The organism is Tepidimonas ignava (assembly GCF_004342625.1).
Lineage (GTDB): Bacteria > Pseudomonadota > Gammaproteobacteria > Burkholderiales > Burkholderiaceae_C > Tepidimonas > Tepidimonas ignava.
In genome coordinates this window covers 204743-217383 of sequence record NZ_SMAH01000001.1, presented here as the reverse complement: position 1 = coordinate 217383, position 12641 = coordinate 204743, and the positions used below count along the sequence as shown (strand labels likewise).

The 12641-nt window shown below is 72.7% G+C and carries 13 protein-coding genes; all 13 read right to left on the bottom strand.

The features are described 5' to 3' along the window. Genes cobS through EDC36_RS00990 form a run of 13 tightly spaced genes read right to left on the bottom strand, consistent with a single transcriptional unit; the run spans position 1 to position 12638 of the window. Positions 1–831, bottom strand: coding sequence for an adenosylcobinamide-GDP ribazoletransferase (cobS, locus tag EDC36_RS01050; protein WP_243646409.1), 831 nt, complete (start codon positions 829–831; stop codon positions 1–3). Between the two features lie 12 nt (positions 832–843). After that, entirely contained in the window at positions 844–1917 is a 1074-nt protein-coding gene (gene cobT, locus EDC36_RS01045; protein WP_132961393.1) for a nicotinate-nucleotide--dimethylbenzimidazole phosphoribosyltransferase, read from the bottom strand. Positions 1918–1944: 27 nt separating this feature from the next. Continuing rightward, positions 1945–3408 (bottom strand): cobyric acid synthase, encoded by a 1464-nt coding sequence (locus EDC36_RS01040; RefSeq protein WP_132961392.1) that lies wholly within the window; start codon positions 3406–3408, stop codon positions 1945–1947. Next, complete coding sequence (locus tag EDC36_RS01035) at positions 3405–4469, bottom strand: aminotransferase class I/II-fold pyridoxal phosphate-dependent enzyme (protein WP_132961391.1); 1065 nt, start codon at positions 4467–4469, stop codon at positions 3405–3407. Before EDC36_RS01035 ends, EDC36_RS01040 begins: the two co-directional genes overlap by 4 nt. After that, the gene (cbiB, locus tag EDC36_RS01030; RefSeq protein ID WP_132961390.1) at positions 4466–5437 is read right to left on the bottom strand and encodes an adenosylcobinamide-phosphate synthase CbiB; all 972 of its coding nucleotides are present in this window, start codon (positions 5435–5437) and stop codon (positions 4466–4468) included. The genes EDC36_RS01035 and cbiB overlap by 4 nt, the downstream gene beginning before the upstream one ends. A gap of 18 nt (positions 5438–5455) precedes the next feature. Further along, positions 5456–6469, bottom strand: a complete 1014-nt coding sequence (bioB, locus tag EDC36_RS01025) for a biotin synthase BioB (RefSeq protein ID WP_132961389.1) — start codon at positions 6467–6469, stop codon at positions 5456–5458. 24 nt (positions 6470–6493) lie between these two features. Next, a complete protein-coding gene (gene cobO, locus EDC36_RS01020) occupies positions 6494–7063 on the bottom strand; it encodes a cob(I)yrinic acid a,c-diamide adenosyltransferase (protein WP_132961388.1) in 570 nt (189 codons plus the stop codon). Positions 7064–7082: 19 nt separating this feature from the next. Next, positions 7083–7913, bottom strand: coding sequence for an ABC transporter ATP-binding protein (locus tag EDC36_RS01015; RefSeq protein ID WP_132961387.1), 831 nt, complete (start codon positions 7911–7913; stop codon positions 7083–7085). Continuing rightward, on the bottom strand, positions 7910–8977 hold the full coding sequence (locus EDC36_RS01010; RefSeq protein WP_132961386.1) for a FecCD family ABC transporter permease: 1068 nt from the start codon (positions 8975–8977) through the stop codon (positions 7910–7912). Before EDC36_RS01010 ends, EDC36_RS01015 begins: the two co-directional genes overlap by 4 nt. Continuing rightward, complete coding sequence (locus tag EDC36_RS01005) at positions 8974–9879, bottom strand: ABC transporter substrate-binding protein (RefSeq protein ID WP_132961385.1); 906 nt, start codon at positions 9877–9879, stop codon at positions 8974–8976. The genes EDC36_RS01010 and EDC36_RS01005 overlap by 4 nt, the downstream gene beginning before the upstream one ends. Beyond that, positions 9876–10454 (bottom strand): bifunctional adenosylcobinamide kinase/adenosylcobinamide-phosphate guanylyltransferase, encoded by a 579-nt coding sequence (locus EDC36_RS01000; RefSeq protein ID WP_132961384.1) that lies wholly within the window; start codon positions 10452–10454, stop codon positions 9876–9878. Before EDC36_RS01000 ends, EDC36_RS01005 begins: the two co-directional genes overlap by 4 nt. Continuing rightward, positions 10447–11319 (bottom strand): ABC transporter substrate-binding protein, encoded by an 873-nt coding sequence (locus EDC36_RS00995; RefSeq protein WP_132961383.1) that lies wholly within the window; start codon positions 11317–11319, stop codon positions 10447–10449. The genes EDC36_RS01000 and EDC36_RS00995 overlap by 8 nt, the downstream gene beginning before the upstream one ends. Continuing rightward, positions 11316–12638 carry a cobyrinic acid a,c-diamide synthase CobB gene (locus tag EDC36_RS00990; protein ID WP_132961382.1) on the bottom strand — a complete coding sequence of 441 codons (1323 nt, stop codon included), beginning with the start codon at positions 12636–12638 and terminating at the stop codon, positions 11316–11318. The genes EDC36_RS00995 and EDC36_RS00990 overlap by 4 nt, the downstream gene beginning before the upstream one ends. Positions 12639–12641 lie beyond the last annotated feature (3 nt).

Here is a 12641-nt window from a genome sequence, read left to right as displayed (position 1 = left end):
TCACCCCACCTGGGTCGCCAACCCCATGCACGCGCCAAGCAAAAACGCCGCTTCCACCACCTGCTGCGTGGCCCCTAGGGTGTCGCCGGTGAAGCCCTGCAAGCGCCGCGCCAGCCACGCCCGCAGGCGCCAGCCCGCCAGCAGCGCCAACAACAGCGCCCCGCACCACGCCGCCGGCGCCAGCGGCCGCCATGCCAGCAACGCCAGCACCAACGCCGCCGTCCAGGCGCTGGCCAGCGCCAGCGAGCGCCCATCGATGGCGTCGGCCAGCGGTTTGGCCTTGCAGCCGTCGGTGTCGCCGACGTAGGGCAGCGTGCGCATCACCCACAGCGGGGCGTAGCGCGACACCCCATGCGCCGCCCACGCCAGCGCCGGGGCCAGCGTCGCGTGGGTTTGCAGCAACAGCGCCAGCAGCCCGACCTTGAGCATCAGCAGCAACGCCACCCCGACGGCGGCGTAGCTGCCGATGCGCGAATCCTTCATGATGGCCAGCGCCCGCTCGCGCGGCACCACGCCACCCAGCGCGTCGCAGGTGTCGGCCCAGCCGTCTTCGTGAAACGCGCCGGTCAGCCACACGGTGGCGGCGCAGGCCAACACGGCCACCACCCAGGCCCGCGCGGGCTGGTCCGGCAGCCACGCCGGCGCCCAGGCCAGCACCGCCGCGGCCAGCGCCCCCACCACCGCCCCCACCAGCGGAAAGTAGGCCGCGCTGGCGCGCAGCATCGCTGGCGAGTACCCCACCCAGGCCGCCAGGCGCCCCGTCACCGGCACGCGGGTGAAAAATTGCAGCGCCAGCAACGCGTGGCGTACACCGCGCAGCAAGGTCTCCATGCCGTGGCGCTCTCAGCCTGTGACTGGGGCCGTGGCGCTGCGCCGGGCCACGCCAGCGTCGTCGAAGCTGGCCATCTCGCGCACGATGGCGCAGGCCGACACGAGCAACGGCCACGCCAGCGCCGCCCCCGAGCCTTCGCCCAGCCGCAGCCCCAGGGCCAGCAAGGGTTCGGCCTGCAGGTGGGCCAGCAGCAACGCATGCCCACGCTCCGCGCCCCGGTGGGCAAAAACGCAGCGCTGCAGCACGTGCGGGCGCAGCTTGGCCGCCACCAACACCGCCGCGGTGGTGATGAAGCCGTCGACGACGATGACCCGCCGCTCGGCGCCGGCTTGCAGCACCGCCCCGACCATCGTGGCGATCTCCAACCCGCCCAGCGCGGCCAGCGCCTGCAGCGGCGTCTGGGCGCCGCTGTGGCGCTGCAGCACCGCGCGCAGCACCTCGATCTTGCGCTGCACGCCGGCGGCATCCAGCCCGGTGCCCGCTCCCACGCAGTCGGCGATGTCCAGGCCCGTGAGCCGGCTCATCAGCAGCGAGGCAGCCGATGTGTTGCCGATGCCCATCTCGCCCAGCAGCAGCGCGTTGCCCGGCAAGCGCTGCACCAGGGCGGCGCCGTTGGCCAACGCCTGGGCGCATTGGGCTTCGGTCATCGCGGGTCCCTGCAGCGCGTCGGCGCTGCCCCAGGCGACCTTGGCGTCGATCAGGCCAGTGCGGTGACCAAAGCTGTGGCGCACGCCGCAGTCCACCACCGTCAAGGCCAGGCCGTGCTGGCGCGCCAGCACGCTGACCGCGGCGCCGCCGGCGAGGAAGTTTTCCACCATCTGCCACGTCACGTCGCTGGGGTAGGCCGAGACGCCGTGCGCCGCCAGCCCGTGGTCGGCGGCAAACACCACGAGTTGTGGCTCGCGCAGCAGTGGCGCCTCGGTGCCCAGGATCAGCCCCAAGCGCAGTGCCAACGTCTCCAGGGCGCCAAGCGAACCCTGCGGCTTGGTTTTGTTGTCCAGCAACGCTTGCAGCCGTGCGGCCAAGGCGGCGTCGTGCAGGTCGGGCATCGCCGGCAGCGTGTCGGGGTTGAGGGTGGTGCTCATCGGGGTTGGCCTCCTTCGGTGTTGGGTTCAGGGGTTCAGCAGCGCGTCCAGCGCCCCGGGGGTTAGATGGGCTTGCACGTGGTTGGCCAGGGTGTCGAACACCTCGTCCCAGGGGCGCGCACGGGCGCCAAACAGCGCTCGCAATGCCCCGGGGTCTTCCAGCAGGCCGTGCAGGTACACGCCTAGCACGTTGCCGGCGGGGTTGGCCCACGCCACGCCGGGGCTGAGCTCACGCGCGAGTTCGCCGCGCGCCGCCAACGCCGGGTGTTGCACGGTGTGGCCGTGGTGGATTTCGTAGCCCTGCACGGTGAGCCCCCCCAGCGCCGCCCAGGGGCCGGGGCACGGCGCCAGCGTGACGCGGCGGCGGCGCACGGTTTTGCGCGGCTCGAAGCAGGTGACCAACGGCAACAGGCCCAGCCCCGCCGCGTTGCCATCGACGCCGTGCGGATCGACGAGCGCCTCGCCCAGCATTTGCAGGCCGCCGCAGATGCCCAGCACGCGGCCGCCGTGCGCCGCGTGCGCGGCAATGGCCGCATCCAACCCCTGGGCGCGCAGCCAGGCCAGGTCAGCCGCGGTGGCTTTGGAGCCGGGCAGGATGATCCAGTCGGCCCCCACGCACTGCGCCGGGGTGCGCGCCCACACCAGCCGCAGGCCCGCCACGTTGCACAGCGGTTGAAACTCGTCCAGGTTGCTGATGCGTGGGTAGGCCACCACCGCCACCGTGGTGTGCACGGCACCGGCGGCGTGGGTGCGGTCGTCGAACACACCGTCCTCTTCGGGCAAACCGTGGCCCCGCAGCAGGGGCAGCGTGCCCACCGTTGGCACGCCGGTGAGCGCGTGCAGCCGCTCGGGGCCTGGGCTCAGCAGCGCGGCGTCGCCGCGGAACTTGTTCAGCACAAACCCGCGCAGTTGGCCGCGCACGTCTTCGGGCAGCAGCGCCCAGGTGCCGTACAGGTGCGCCAGCGCGCCGCCGCGGTCGATGTCCGCCACCAGCCAGCAGCGCGCCGCGCTGTGCCGTGCGGTGCCCAGGTTGACGTAGTCGCTGTCGTGTAGGTTGATTTCCGCTGGCGAGCCAGCGCCTTCGATGACGATGACGTCGTGCTCGGCGCGCAGCGCATCCAGCGCTTGCGCGGCCAGCGGCCACAGCCGTGCGCTGCGCTGGCGCCACGGCTGGGCGGACAACGCGGCATCGACACGCCCCAGACACACCACCTGGCTGCGGGTGTCGGCTTCGGGCTTGAGCAGCACCGGGTTCATGCGCACGTCGGGCTCCACCCCTGCGGCCAGCGCCTGAAAATACTGCGCGCTGCCGATTTCGCCTTCGCCACCGTCGGGGTGGGCCACCACGCGGGCGTTGTTGCTCATGTTTTGCGCCTTGAACGGCGCCACGCGCAGGCCGCGGCGGGCGTACAAACGGCACAAGGCCGTGACCAGCCAGCTCTTGCCAGCGCCACTGCTGGTGCCCAGCACCATCACGCAGCGCGCCTTCATCGGCTGACCTCCGCAGCGGGCACGTCACCCACTCGGCGGGGGCGATGCAGCGCCACGTGTGGCCGGCCGTCTTCGTCCAGCGCCTGCCACAACGCCTCCAGCGCCTGCGGCGGTTGCGCGCTCAACCGCCACCAGCCGGGCAGCCCAAACGACGTGGCGTCACGCAGCTTGATACCGGCCGCGCGCAGCCGGCCGACCTCAGGTGGGCGAGACGGCCGCGCGCACACGAACGGCGCGACACTGTCCAGCACCTGCCAGCCGCGGTGACGCAAGCCATCCACCAGCGCTTGGCGCCACTGCGCCAGCGTCGGCAGCGTGGCCTGCAGCCAGCGCTGCACGTCAGGTTGCACCCAGGCGTGCAGCAGCGCCACCCCATCGGCGCCCAACGGCCACGACGGCGCCAGCGCCTGCAGCGCCGCCAGCGCGTCTTGCGCCACATGCGCCGGGGCGACCAGGTACGCGGCTCGCACGCCGGTCAGACCCAACGCTTTGTTGGGCGACCACAACTGCCAGAGATGCCGGCGCACCCCGTCGTCCAGCACGGCGCGTCCTTGCAGCCGCAGCGGGGCGTACGCCAGGTCTGCCACCACCACCGGGCACGGCCGCGCCAGCACACGCATCACCGTCTCTGGGGACTCGTCCTGCCCCAGCGGGCTGTTGGGCTCGCATAACCATGCCAGGTGCGCCTGCACCGGATCGTCCACCGTGCACAAGCCCCAGACATGGGCCGCGTGCCGGTACTCGCCATAACCGTGGCGGGGCAGCCAAACCCGCCGCCAGCCCTGCCGCGCGCACCACGCGCTCAGCCGCATGATGGCCTCGCTGGCGCTGGCGGCCACCACGATGCGTTCGGGCTCGACCCCGTGCCAGCGGGCCAGGGCCGCGCGCAGCTCGGTGTAGACGGGATCAGGGTAGCGGCCGTGCGCCGCAGCGCGCACACGCGCAAGCGCCTGGGGGGCCGGCCCGCACGCGTTGGCGTTGGTGGAAAAATCCCACACCACGGGCGGCCCGGCGTCGGTGCCGCCGTGTTCGCGCTCGTTCCCCCCGGGGGCCGTGCTCATCGTACCTCCCTCATCAGCGCCAAGGCCAGCAGCGCCGCAGCGGCCACACCCCACCACGCCACGGCCCGCTCGGCCCAGCGCAACGCTTGCGGCACGTCCTCCGCCGCAGGCGCGCGCGCAGCCGGGTTCAGCGCGTACACGCCTGGCTTGTCCAGCCGCACGCCCAACAGCAGCGCCAACGCGCCCATGGGCCAGCCGCCGTTGGGCGACGGGGTGCGGGCTGCTTCGCGCCGCAACGCCGACCACCCCGGCCAGCGCCGGGCCGACAGCGCCAGCAACACCGCGCTCAGGCGCGCCGGCCACCACGACAACACGTCGTCGGCACGCGCCGCCCAGCGACCGGCGTAGGTCCAGTCCCGACCGCCGTGCGCGCCGCGGTAGCCCCACATCGCGTCGGCGGTGTTGGCCCAGCGGTACAACGCCGCGCCGGGCAGCCCCGCCACCCACCACCACAGCAGCGGCGCCACCACCGAATCGTTGACATTTTCCGCCAGCGTCGACAGCGCCGCTTGGCGCACCTGGGCCGCGTCGAGCGCGCGCGTCTCTCGGCTGACCAGCCGCGACAAGCGATCCCGCGCCGCCTCGAGGCCCCGCGCCAGGGCCGCCTCCACCGCAGCCACTTCGTCGCGCAGCATGCGCCACGCCAACATCGGCTTGAGCGCCACACCCAGCACGATGGCTTGCACCCAGGCGGGCGCTTGCTGCGCCCAGCGCTGCCCCCACCACGCCAGCGCCACGACGACGGCCGCCCCCGCCAGCCACGCCAACGCCCCGGCCGCCACGGTCAGCGCCGGGCGCCGCGCCGCTTGGCCGGCCGGGGGCGCGATGCGTCGACCCAGCGCCTCCAGCAGCCGGCCCATCCAGACCACCGGGTGCACGCGCGCCGGGGGCTCACCCAGCCCGCGGTCCAGCGCCAACGCCACCAGCGTCGCTGCGGCCAGCACCGTGGTGTCAAGCTCCAACCACACCCGTGAGCTCCCGTGGCGTCAGGCGTGCGCCGCGTGGGTGCGCATGCCCAGGCGCTGCAGCAGCGCGCGGTCCGCTTCCACGTCGGCGTTGCCCGTCACCAGCAGCTTGTCGCCGTAGAAGATGGAATTGGCGCCGGCCACAAAGCACAGCACCTGGGTGGACTCGTCCATGGAGCGGCGCCCCGCCGACAGGCGCACCTTGGCCTTGGGCATCGTGATGCGGGCCACCGCCACCGTGCGCACAAACTCCAGCGGGTCCAAATCAGGCTGGTCCGCCAAGGGGGTGCCTGCCACTTTGACCAGTTGGTTGATCGGCACCGACTCCGGGTAGGGCTCCAGGTTGGCCAGTTGCGCGATCAAGGCCGCGCGCCCGGCACGCGATTCACCCATGCCGACGATGCCGCCGCAGCACACCCGGATGCCCGCCTCGCGCACATGGCGCAGTGTTTGCAGCCGGTCTTCGTAGTCGCGCGTGGTGATGATGTGCCCGTACAGTTCCGGCGCCGTGTCCAGGTTGTGGTTGTAGTAGTCCAGCCCCACCTGCGCCAGCCGCTGCGCCTGCTGCGCCGTCAGCATGCCCAACGTGCAGCACGCTTGCAGCCCCTCCTCTTTGACGACCCGCACCAGCTCGACCACCTTGTCCAGATCGCGGTCGTTCGGCGCACGCCACGCGGCCCCCATGCAAAAGCGGTGCGCGCCGGCCTCCCGCGCCTGACGCACGGCGGCACGCACATCCTCGGGCGTCATCAACTTGGTCGCCTTGACCCCCGTGTCGTGGTGCACCGACTGTGGGCAGTAGGCGCAGTCTTCCGGGCACCCGCCGGTCTTGATCGACAGCAGGGTCGCCAACTCCATCGCGGTGGGGTCGTGGTGTTGGCGGTGCACGGTTTGGGCCTGGTACAACAACTCGGGCAAGGGCAAGTCCAGCAAAGCCTGCACCTCGCGAACGCTCCACCGGGCGGGTTGGGCGGAGGCTGGCCCGCGGTCGTGCGAGGGTGGAAGGGGCTTGGACACGGTCGCTTCACTGATCATGGTGGTGGTTGGCTACAGCAGGGGTCAATCTTCGATGCCGCGCTGCGCGGGCACGCCGGCATCGTAATGGTGTTTGCGTTTGACCATCTCGGTGACCGTGTCGGCCACGGCGATCAACGCGTCCGGCGCGTCGCGTCCCGTCAGCACCACGGTGACATGGCTGGGTCGCTGGCGCAGGCACGCCAGCACGTGCTCCAGTTCAATCCAACCGTAGCGCAGGGGGTACATGATCTCGTCCAGCACCACCATGAAGTGGTGACCGGCCCGGATCATCGCCTCGGCGCGCGCCCAACCTTGCCGGGCCAGCGCCGCCGAGCGCTCCAGGTCGCGGCTTTTCCAACTGAAGCCGTCCCCCAGGCCCTCGATCGGGATGCCCAGGCGCTCGAACACCCGGTGCTCGCCGAAGCGGGCGCTGGGCACTTTCATGAACTGGAAAATGTGTACCGCTTTGCCGCGGCCGTGGGCACGCAGGGCGAGACCAAAGGCGGCGGTGCTTTTGCCCTTGCCGTGGCCGGTGTGCACGATGATGAGGCCACGCCGGGGCCCGCTGGGCTTGGCGGCCCGACGCTGGCGGGGTGGTTGCACGATGTCCATGCCGCTGCCAGCCTCCGATTCAGGTACAAGCCAAGGGCCCCTCGGGTTGCCCGGCGACACGCGGCACCACCACCCAACCGGCGCCGTCGCCGGGCAGCGCGCGGACCGCGATGCGGTGTTCGAACACCGCCTCCAGCGCACGGTGGGTGGCCGGTTCGCCACTGGGGCCTTGGTGCACGACACGCCCCGCGTCCAGCATCAGCAGCGCGTCGGCGCGCAGCGCGAGGTTGAGCTCGTGCAGCACGCTGACCACCGTGTGGCCTTGCGCGGTCAGGCGACGCACCAAGGCCAGCCAATCCGCCTGGTGCGGCGGGTCCAGGTGCGCGAGCGGCTCGTCCATCAGCAGCACAGGCGCCTGCACCGCCAGCAAGCGCGCCAGCAGCGCACGCTGGCGCTGCCCCCCCGACAGCTCGCCCAGGGGGCGGTGGCGCCACGCCCAGGCCTGGGTGGCCTGCAGGGCTTGCCGCACGGCAGCCCGATCCGCCGCACTGGGGGTCCCCAGCCAAGGTTGATGGGGCACACGGCCCAACATCGCCACGTCCCACACCGTCAGGTCGTCGGCCCCCGGCTCGGCTTGGCCCAACCAGGCCAGGGTGCGCGCACGCTCCCGCCGCGACCAGGCCTGCAGCGGGCGATCCAGCAGCAGCACCTGGCCGCGGTACGCCAGCAGGCCCGCCAGCGCCTTGAGCAGCGTGGACTTGCCTGCACCGTTGGGGCCCACGATGCAGGTCCACCGCCCAGCGGGCAGGCTCAGCGACACGTGGTCCAGCACCACCGTGCCGCCCAGGCGCACGCTGAGATCCTGCGCCTGCAGCGCCGCAGCCACGTGGGTGTCGGTGCGCACCGTCATACCCCCTGCCCCCGCAGGCGGCCACGGTGCATCAACCACAGTAGGTAGCCACCGCCCAGCACGGCCGTCAGCACGCCCACCGGCAGCTCTTGCGGCGCCAGCCAGCCGCGCGCCAGGGTATCGGCCGCCAGCAGCAGCGCCCCGCCCATCGCCGCGGCCAACACCATCAGCCAGCCGTGGGTGGCGTGCACCCGGGTGCGCACCAGGTGCGGCGCGGCAAGCCCCACAAAGGCGATCAGGCCCGTCTGCGCCACGGCGCTGGCGGTGGCCAGCGCCAGCACCGCCACCAGCGCCGCGCGCATCGCAGCCAAGGGCAGACCCAGGCTGGCCGCCGTGGCTTCGCCCAGGGCCAGCGCGTCCAGCGCCCGCGCCAGCCCCACCGCGGCCAGCGTGCACAGCCCCACGGCCGCCAGCATCAAACCAGCCGCGGACCAGCCCACGAACGCGGTCGAGCCCAACAAAAACGCCTGCATGGCCTGCAAGGCATCGGGTGCCAGCAGCAGCACGAACTGGGTCGCGGCGCCCAGCACCACGCCCACCACCACCCCGGCCAACAGCAAGCGCAAGGTGTGCTGCACGCCGCGCGCCAGCGTCAGCGTCAGCAGCACCGCCGCCAACGCCCCCACGAAGGCCGCCCCGGTGAGCCCCAAGCGCACGCCCAGGTGGGGCGACAGCACGCTCCAGGTTGGCCCGACAGCCCCGCCCAGCATGCCGGCCCCTCCCCCCAGCGCCACCAGGGTGAGCGCCACCGCAAGCGACGCGCCCGCCGCGCTGCCGAGCAAAAACGGATCGGCCAGCGGGTTGCGAAACAGACCCTGCGCCACCGCACCCGCCAAACCCAGCAAGGCGCCTGCGGCCCACGCCCCCAGCGCGCGAGGCAAGCGAATATCCCACACGATTTGCGCCAGCAACGGATCGCGCTGGCCGTCTTGGCCGCCGACCCACGGCCACAGCGCCGCCAACGGTTCCCAGCCGACGCTGCCCACCCCCATGGCCAGCACCACCAGCAACGCCGCCGCCACCCCCAACGCCGCCAGCAGGCCCCACGCACGCGCGGCGTTCATCGCCCAGCCTCCGTGGCGGCCACGGTGGGCACCGCCGCGCGCGCCAAGCACGCCGCCATGAGGCGCGCTGCCTCCGCCATGCGTGGACCGGGCCGCACGAGGACGTCGGACTCGCGGGCGTCGAACGCGCACACCCGCCCTTGCTGCACCGCGCGCAGGCGATGCCAACCCGGACGCTGCGCCAGCCCTTCGGCCGCGCGGCTGCTCACCATGATCACATCCGGGTCGGCGCGCACGATGAACTCCGGGTTCAGCTTGGGAAACGGCCCCAGCGCCGCGGGGACGATGTTGCGCGCCCCCAAGCGCTGCAGCGTCTGGCCGATGAACGAGGCCTCACCCGCCGCGTAGGGCCCGGGGCTGACCTCGATGTACACGCGCACCCCCCGCGCCGTGGCGGGCAGCGACTGCGCGGCGGCCGACACGCCGGCGTCGATGGCACGCCAGACCCGCAGCGCGTCGGGCACCTGCAGCAACTGGCCCAGGCGCAGCAGCACGCGCTGCACGTCGGCGTGCGTCTTGGGCTCCAGCGCCACCACCGGCAGCCCCAGCGCCCGCAACCGTTCGATGGCGCGCGACGACGTGGCCAGCAACACCACATCAGGCCGCAATGCGACGATGGCTTCGATGTTCGGGTCCAGCCCCCCGCCGACACGCGGCACATGGGCCAGCGCCTCGGGCCAGTTGGTGTAGCGGTCCACGCCCACCAGGCGCGCGCACTGGCCCAGCTCGCACACGGCTTCCGACAGCGACGGCAGCAGGCTGACGATGCGCTGCGGCGGCTGCGGCAGGCGCACCTCGACACCCTGGTCGTCGACGATGCGCACCTCGGCGCGGGCCGCCACGCCGAACAGGCACGCCAGCACCAGCCACAGCGCCCACCACGCACCCCGCCCCAGCGTCATACGTCCCCCTTGACCACGCATGGGCACCCCGCCACCATCAGCGTGACGCGCTCGCACACCGCCGCCACGCGCTGGTTCAACGCCCCAAGTGCGTCGACGAACGCGCGCACCTGCACCCCCATCGGGATGACGCCCAGCCCGATTTCGTTGCTGACCAGCACCACCGGGCCACCGACCTGCTGCAGCGCGTGCAGCAGCGCATCCACCCGGGCCTGCACGTCGGTCAAGCTGGGGGTGGGCTGGGCCGTCGCGTGACGTGCCTCGGCCGGCCACCACAGCTGCGTCAACCACAGCGTCAGGCAATCGACCACCACCAGCGCCTGCGGGGAGCTTTGGCGCAGCAGCATCGAGGGCACATCGTCCTCGCCCAGCTCCAACGTCTCCAGGCCGGGCACGCGTTCGGCCCGCTCGCGCCGGTGGCGCTCGATGCGGGCGCGCATTTCGGCGTCGCGCGCCTGCGCCGTGGCCAGCAACACCGCACGGTGCCGCGGCTCCGCCTGCAACCAGCGCGCCGCGCGGGCCTCGGCCCAGCGCGACTTGCCGCTTTTTTGTCCGCCCAGCACCAGCTCACGCATGACACCCACCCGCTTGCGCAACGCCCCCCTGCCCCAGCACGGCCGCTACTTGGCCGTCCATCCACGCCAGCACGATGCGGTGCAGTTGCGCCACCCCGTCGGTCAGGGCCGCCGGCCCGGGCTGCAGGATGTCAGCCGACTTGACCTCGAACAAGTGCCCCTGGCGCACCGCCGGGATGTCCTGCCAGCCCGGCCGTGCCGCGACGCGCTCGGGCCGGAACTTTTTGCCGCACCACGACCCGACGATGATGTCCGGCGCGCGCCGCACCACCTCCAGGGGATCGGCCAGCACGCGGTCCTTGGCCAAGGGCTGGCATGCGCGCTCAGGGAAGATATCCTCACCACCGGCGATGTCGATCAACTCCGACACCCAACGGATGGCGGTGATGGGCGGGTCGTCCCACTCCTCGAAGTACACGCGGGGCCGACGCGCGCCGCGCTGCACGCGCTGCTGCACCGCTTGGCGCATCGCCGCGTGCTGGGCATGCACGGCTTCGATCCAGCGCTGGGCCGCCTGCGTGCAGCCCACCAGCGCCGCCACCTGCCACAGCACCGCCACGATGTCGTCGACGCTGCGCTGGTTGAACACCGTCACCGCCACCCCGGCGCGCACCAGCGCGGCGGCGATGTCGGCCTGCAGGTCCGAAAAGCCAAACACATGGTCGGGCTGCAACGCCAGGATCTTGTCGATCTTGGCCGACAAAAACGCGCTGACCTTGGGCTTTTCGTGGCGCGCCTGCGGCGGACGCACCGTGTAGCCGCTGATGCCCACGATGCGGTGTTGCTGACCCAACAGGTACAACCACTCGGTGGTCTCCTCGGTCAAGCAGACGATGCGCTGGGGGCCAAGGTCGGTGCGGTTCATGCCAGCGCCCCCCGAAACAGCTGCGCAACTGCCGCCGGGGCAGAAGCAAACCACGCGTGAAAATAACTGGCCACCATGGGGCCATGCCGCCAGACCGCCTCGGGGCGCCCGTGCGGGCGCGCGGGCGCGGTGCGCGCCACCGGGGTCAACGGCGTGTCCACGGTGGAATAGTGGAACGTGTGCCCACGCAGCTCGCCCCAGGGCGTGCGCCAGGCCTGCGGCCCCAACGCCGCCAGGCGCGGCTGCATGCGCACCTCGCCGGGCAGCAGCCCCCACATCGGCACGCGCTGCCCATCGGCCAGCGTGAGCCCGTCGAACAACACCATCATCCCGCCGCATTCGGCCCACACCGGCCGCCCGAGCTGCACATGGCGCGCCAGGCTGGCCCGGGTGCGCTGCGCCGCGGCCAGCCGCGCGGCATGCAGTTCGGGGTAGCCGCCGGGCAGCCACACGGCGTCGGCCTCGGGCACCGGCTCGTCGGCCAGCGGCGAAAACACCACCACGTCGGCCCCCAGTTCGCGCAGTGTCTCGAGGTTGGCGGGGTACACAAAGCCCAGCGCCGCGTCTTGCGCCAGCGCGACGCGCCGCCCCGCCAGCCCACGCGCCAAGGCGGGCGCCGGCGCCGGGGGCTCGAATGTCACCGCCCAGCGCTGCCATTCGGGCCACGCCAGTTGCCCCAGCGGGGTGGCCGCCAGCGCATCGGCCAGCGTGTCCAGCCGCGCCCTCGCGTCGGGCAGTTCCCCCGCCTGGGTCAAGCCCAGGTGACGCTCCGGCAAGGCCATGCGTTCGTCGCGCACCAGCGCCCCCCACCACGGACCGTCGCCCGCGCGCAGCGCGTCGCGCAGCATTTGGGCGTGGCCGTCACCGGCCACGCGGTTGGCCAGCACCCCGGCCCACGGCAAGCCGGGCTGGTAGTGGCGCAACCCATGCACCAGCGCCCCGAAGGTGCCCACCATCGCGCCGGCGTCCACCACGGCCAGCACCGGCACCCCCAGGCGCCGCGCCAGCTCGGCGGCGCTGGGCTCGCCGTCGAACAGCCCCATCACACCTTCGATCAGGATGAGGTCGTTGTGCTCGGCCGCGCGCGCCAGCCGCAGCCGCACGTCGGCCTCGCCGTTCATCCACAGGTCCAGGTTGTCCACCGGCTGGCCGCTGGCCAGCGCCAGCCACTGCGGGTCCAGAAAGTCTGGCCCACACTTGAACACCCGCACGCGCCGCCCCCGCCGCGCGTGCAGCCGCGCCAGCGCCGCGGTGACGCTGGTCTTGCCCTGGCCCGAGGCCGGGGCGGCGATCAGCAGGGCGACACAAGCCTTGGACATGGG

Bases quoted from the DNA above. Each gene is read 5' to 3' on its own strand.
- cobO (WP_132961388.1), bottom strand. From the start codon at position 7,063: ATGGACATCGTGCAACCACCCCGCCAGCGTCGGGCCGCCAAGCCCAGC.
- EDC36_RS01000 (WP_132961384.1), bottom strand. From the start codon at position 10,454: ATGCGTGAGCTGGTGCTGGGCGGACAAAAAAGCGGCAAGTCGCGCTGG.
- cobS (WP_243646409.1), bottom strand. From the start codon at position 831: ATGGAGACCTTGCTGCGCGGTGTACGCCACGCGTTGCTGGCGCTGCAA.
- EDC36_RS01040 (WP_132961392.1), bottom strand. From the start codon at position 3,408: ATGAAGGCGCGCTGCGTGATGGTGCTGGGCACCAGCAGTGGCGCTGGC.
- bioB (WP_132961389.1), bottom strand. From the start codon at position 6,469: ATGATCAGTGAAGCGACCGTGTCCAAGCCCCTTCCACCCTCGCACGAC.
- cobT (WP_132961393.1), bottom strand. From the start codon at position 1,917: ATGAGCACCACCCTCAACCCCGACACGCTGCCGGCGATGCCCGACCTG.
- EDC36_RS00995 (WP_132961383.1), bottom strand. From the start codon at position 11,319: ATGAACCGCACCGACCTTGGCCCCCAGCGCATCGTCTGCTTGACCGAG.
- EDC36_RS01035 (WP_132961391.1), bottom strand. From the start codon at position 4,469: ATGAGCACGGCCCCCGGGGGGAACGAGCGCGAACACGGCGGCACCGAC.
- EDC36_RS00990 (WP_132961382.1), bottom strand. From the start codon at position 12,638: ATGTCCAAGGCTTGTGTCGCCCTGCTGATCGCCGCCCCGGCCTCGGGC.
- EDC36_RS01010 (WP_132961386.1), bottom strand. From the start codon at position 8,977: ATGAACGCCGCGCGTGCGTGGGGCCTGCTGGCGGCGTTGGGGGTGGCG.
- EDC36_RS01005 (WP_132961385.1), bottom strand. From the start codon at position 9,879: ATGACGCTGGGGCGGGGTGCGTGGTGGGCGCTGTGGCTGGTGCTGGCG.
- EDC36_RS01015 (WP_132961387.1), bottom strand. From the start codon at position 7,913: ATGACGGTGCGCACCGACACCCACGTGGCTGCGGCGCTGCAGGCGCAG.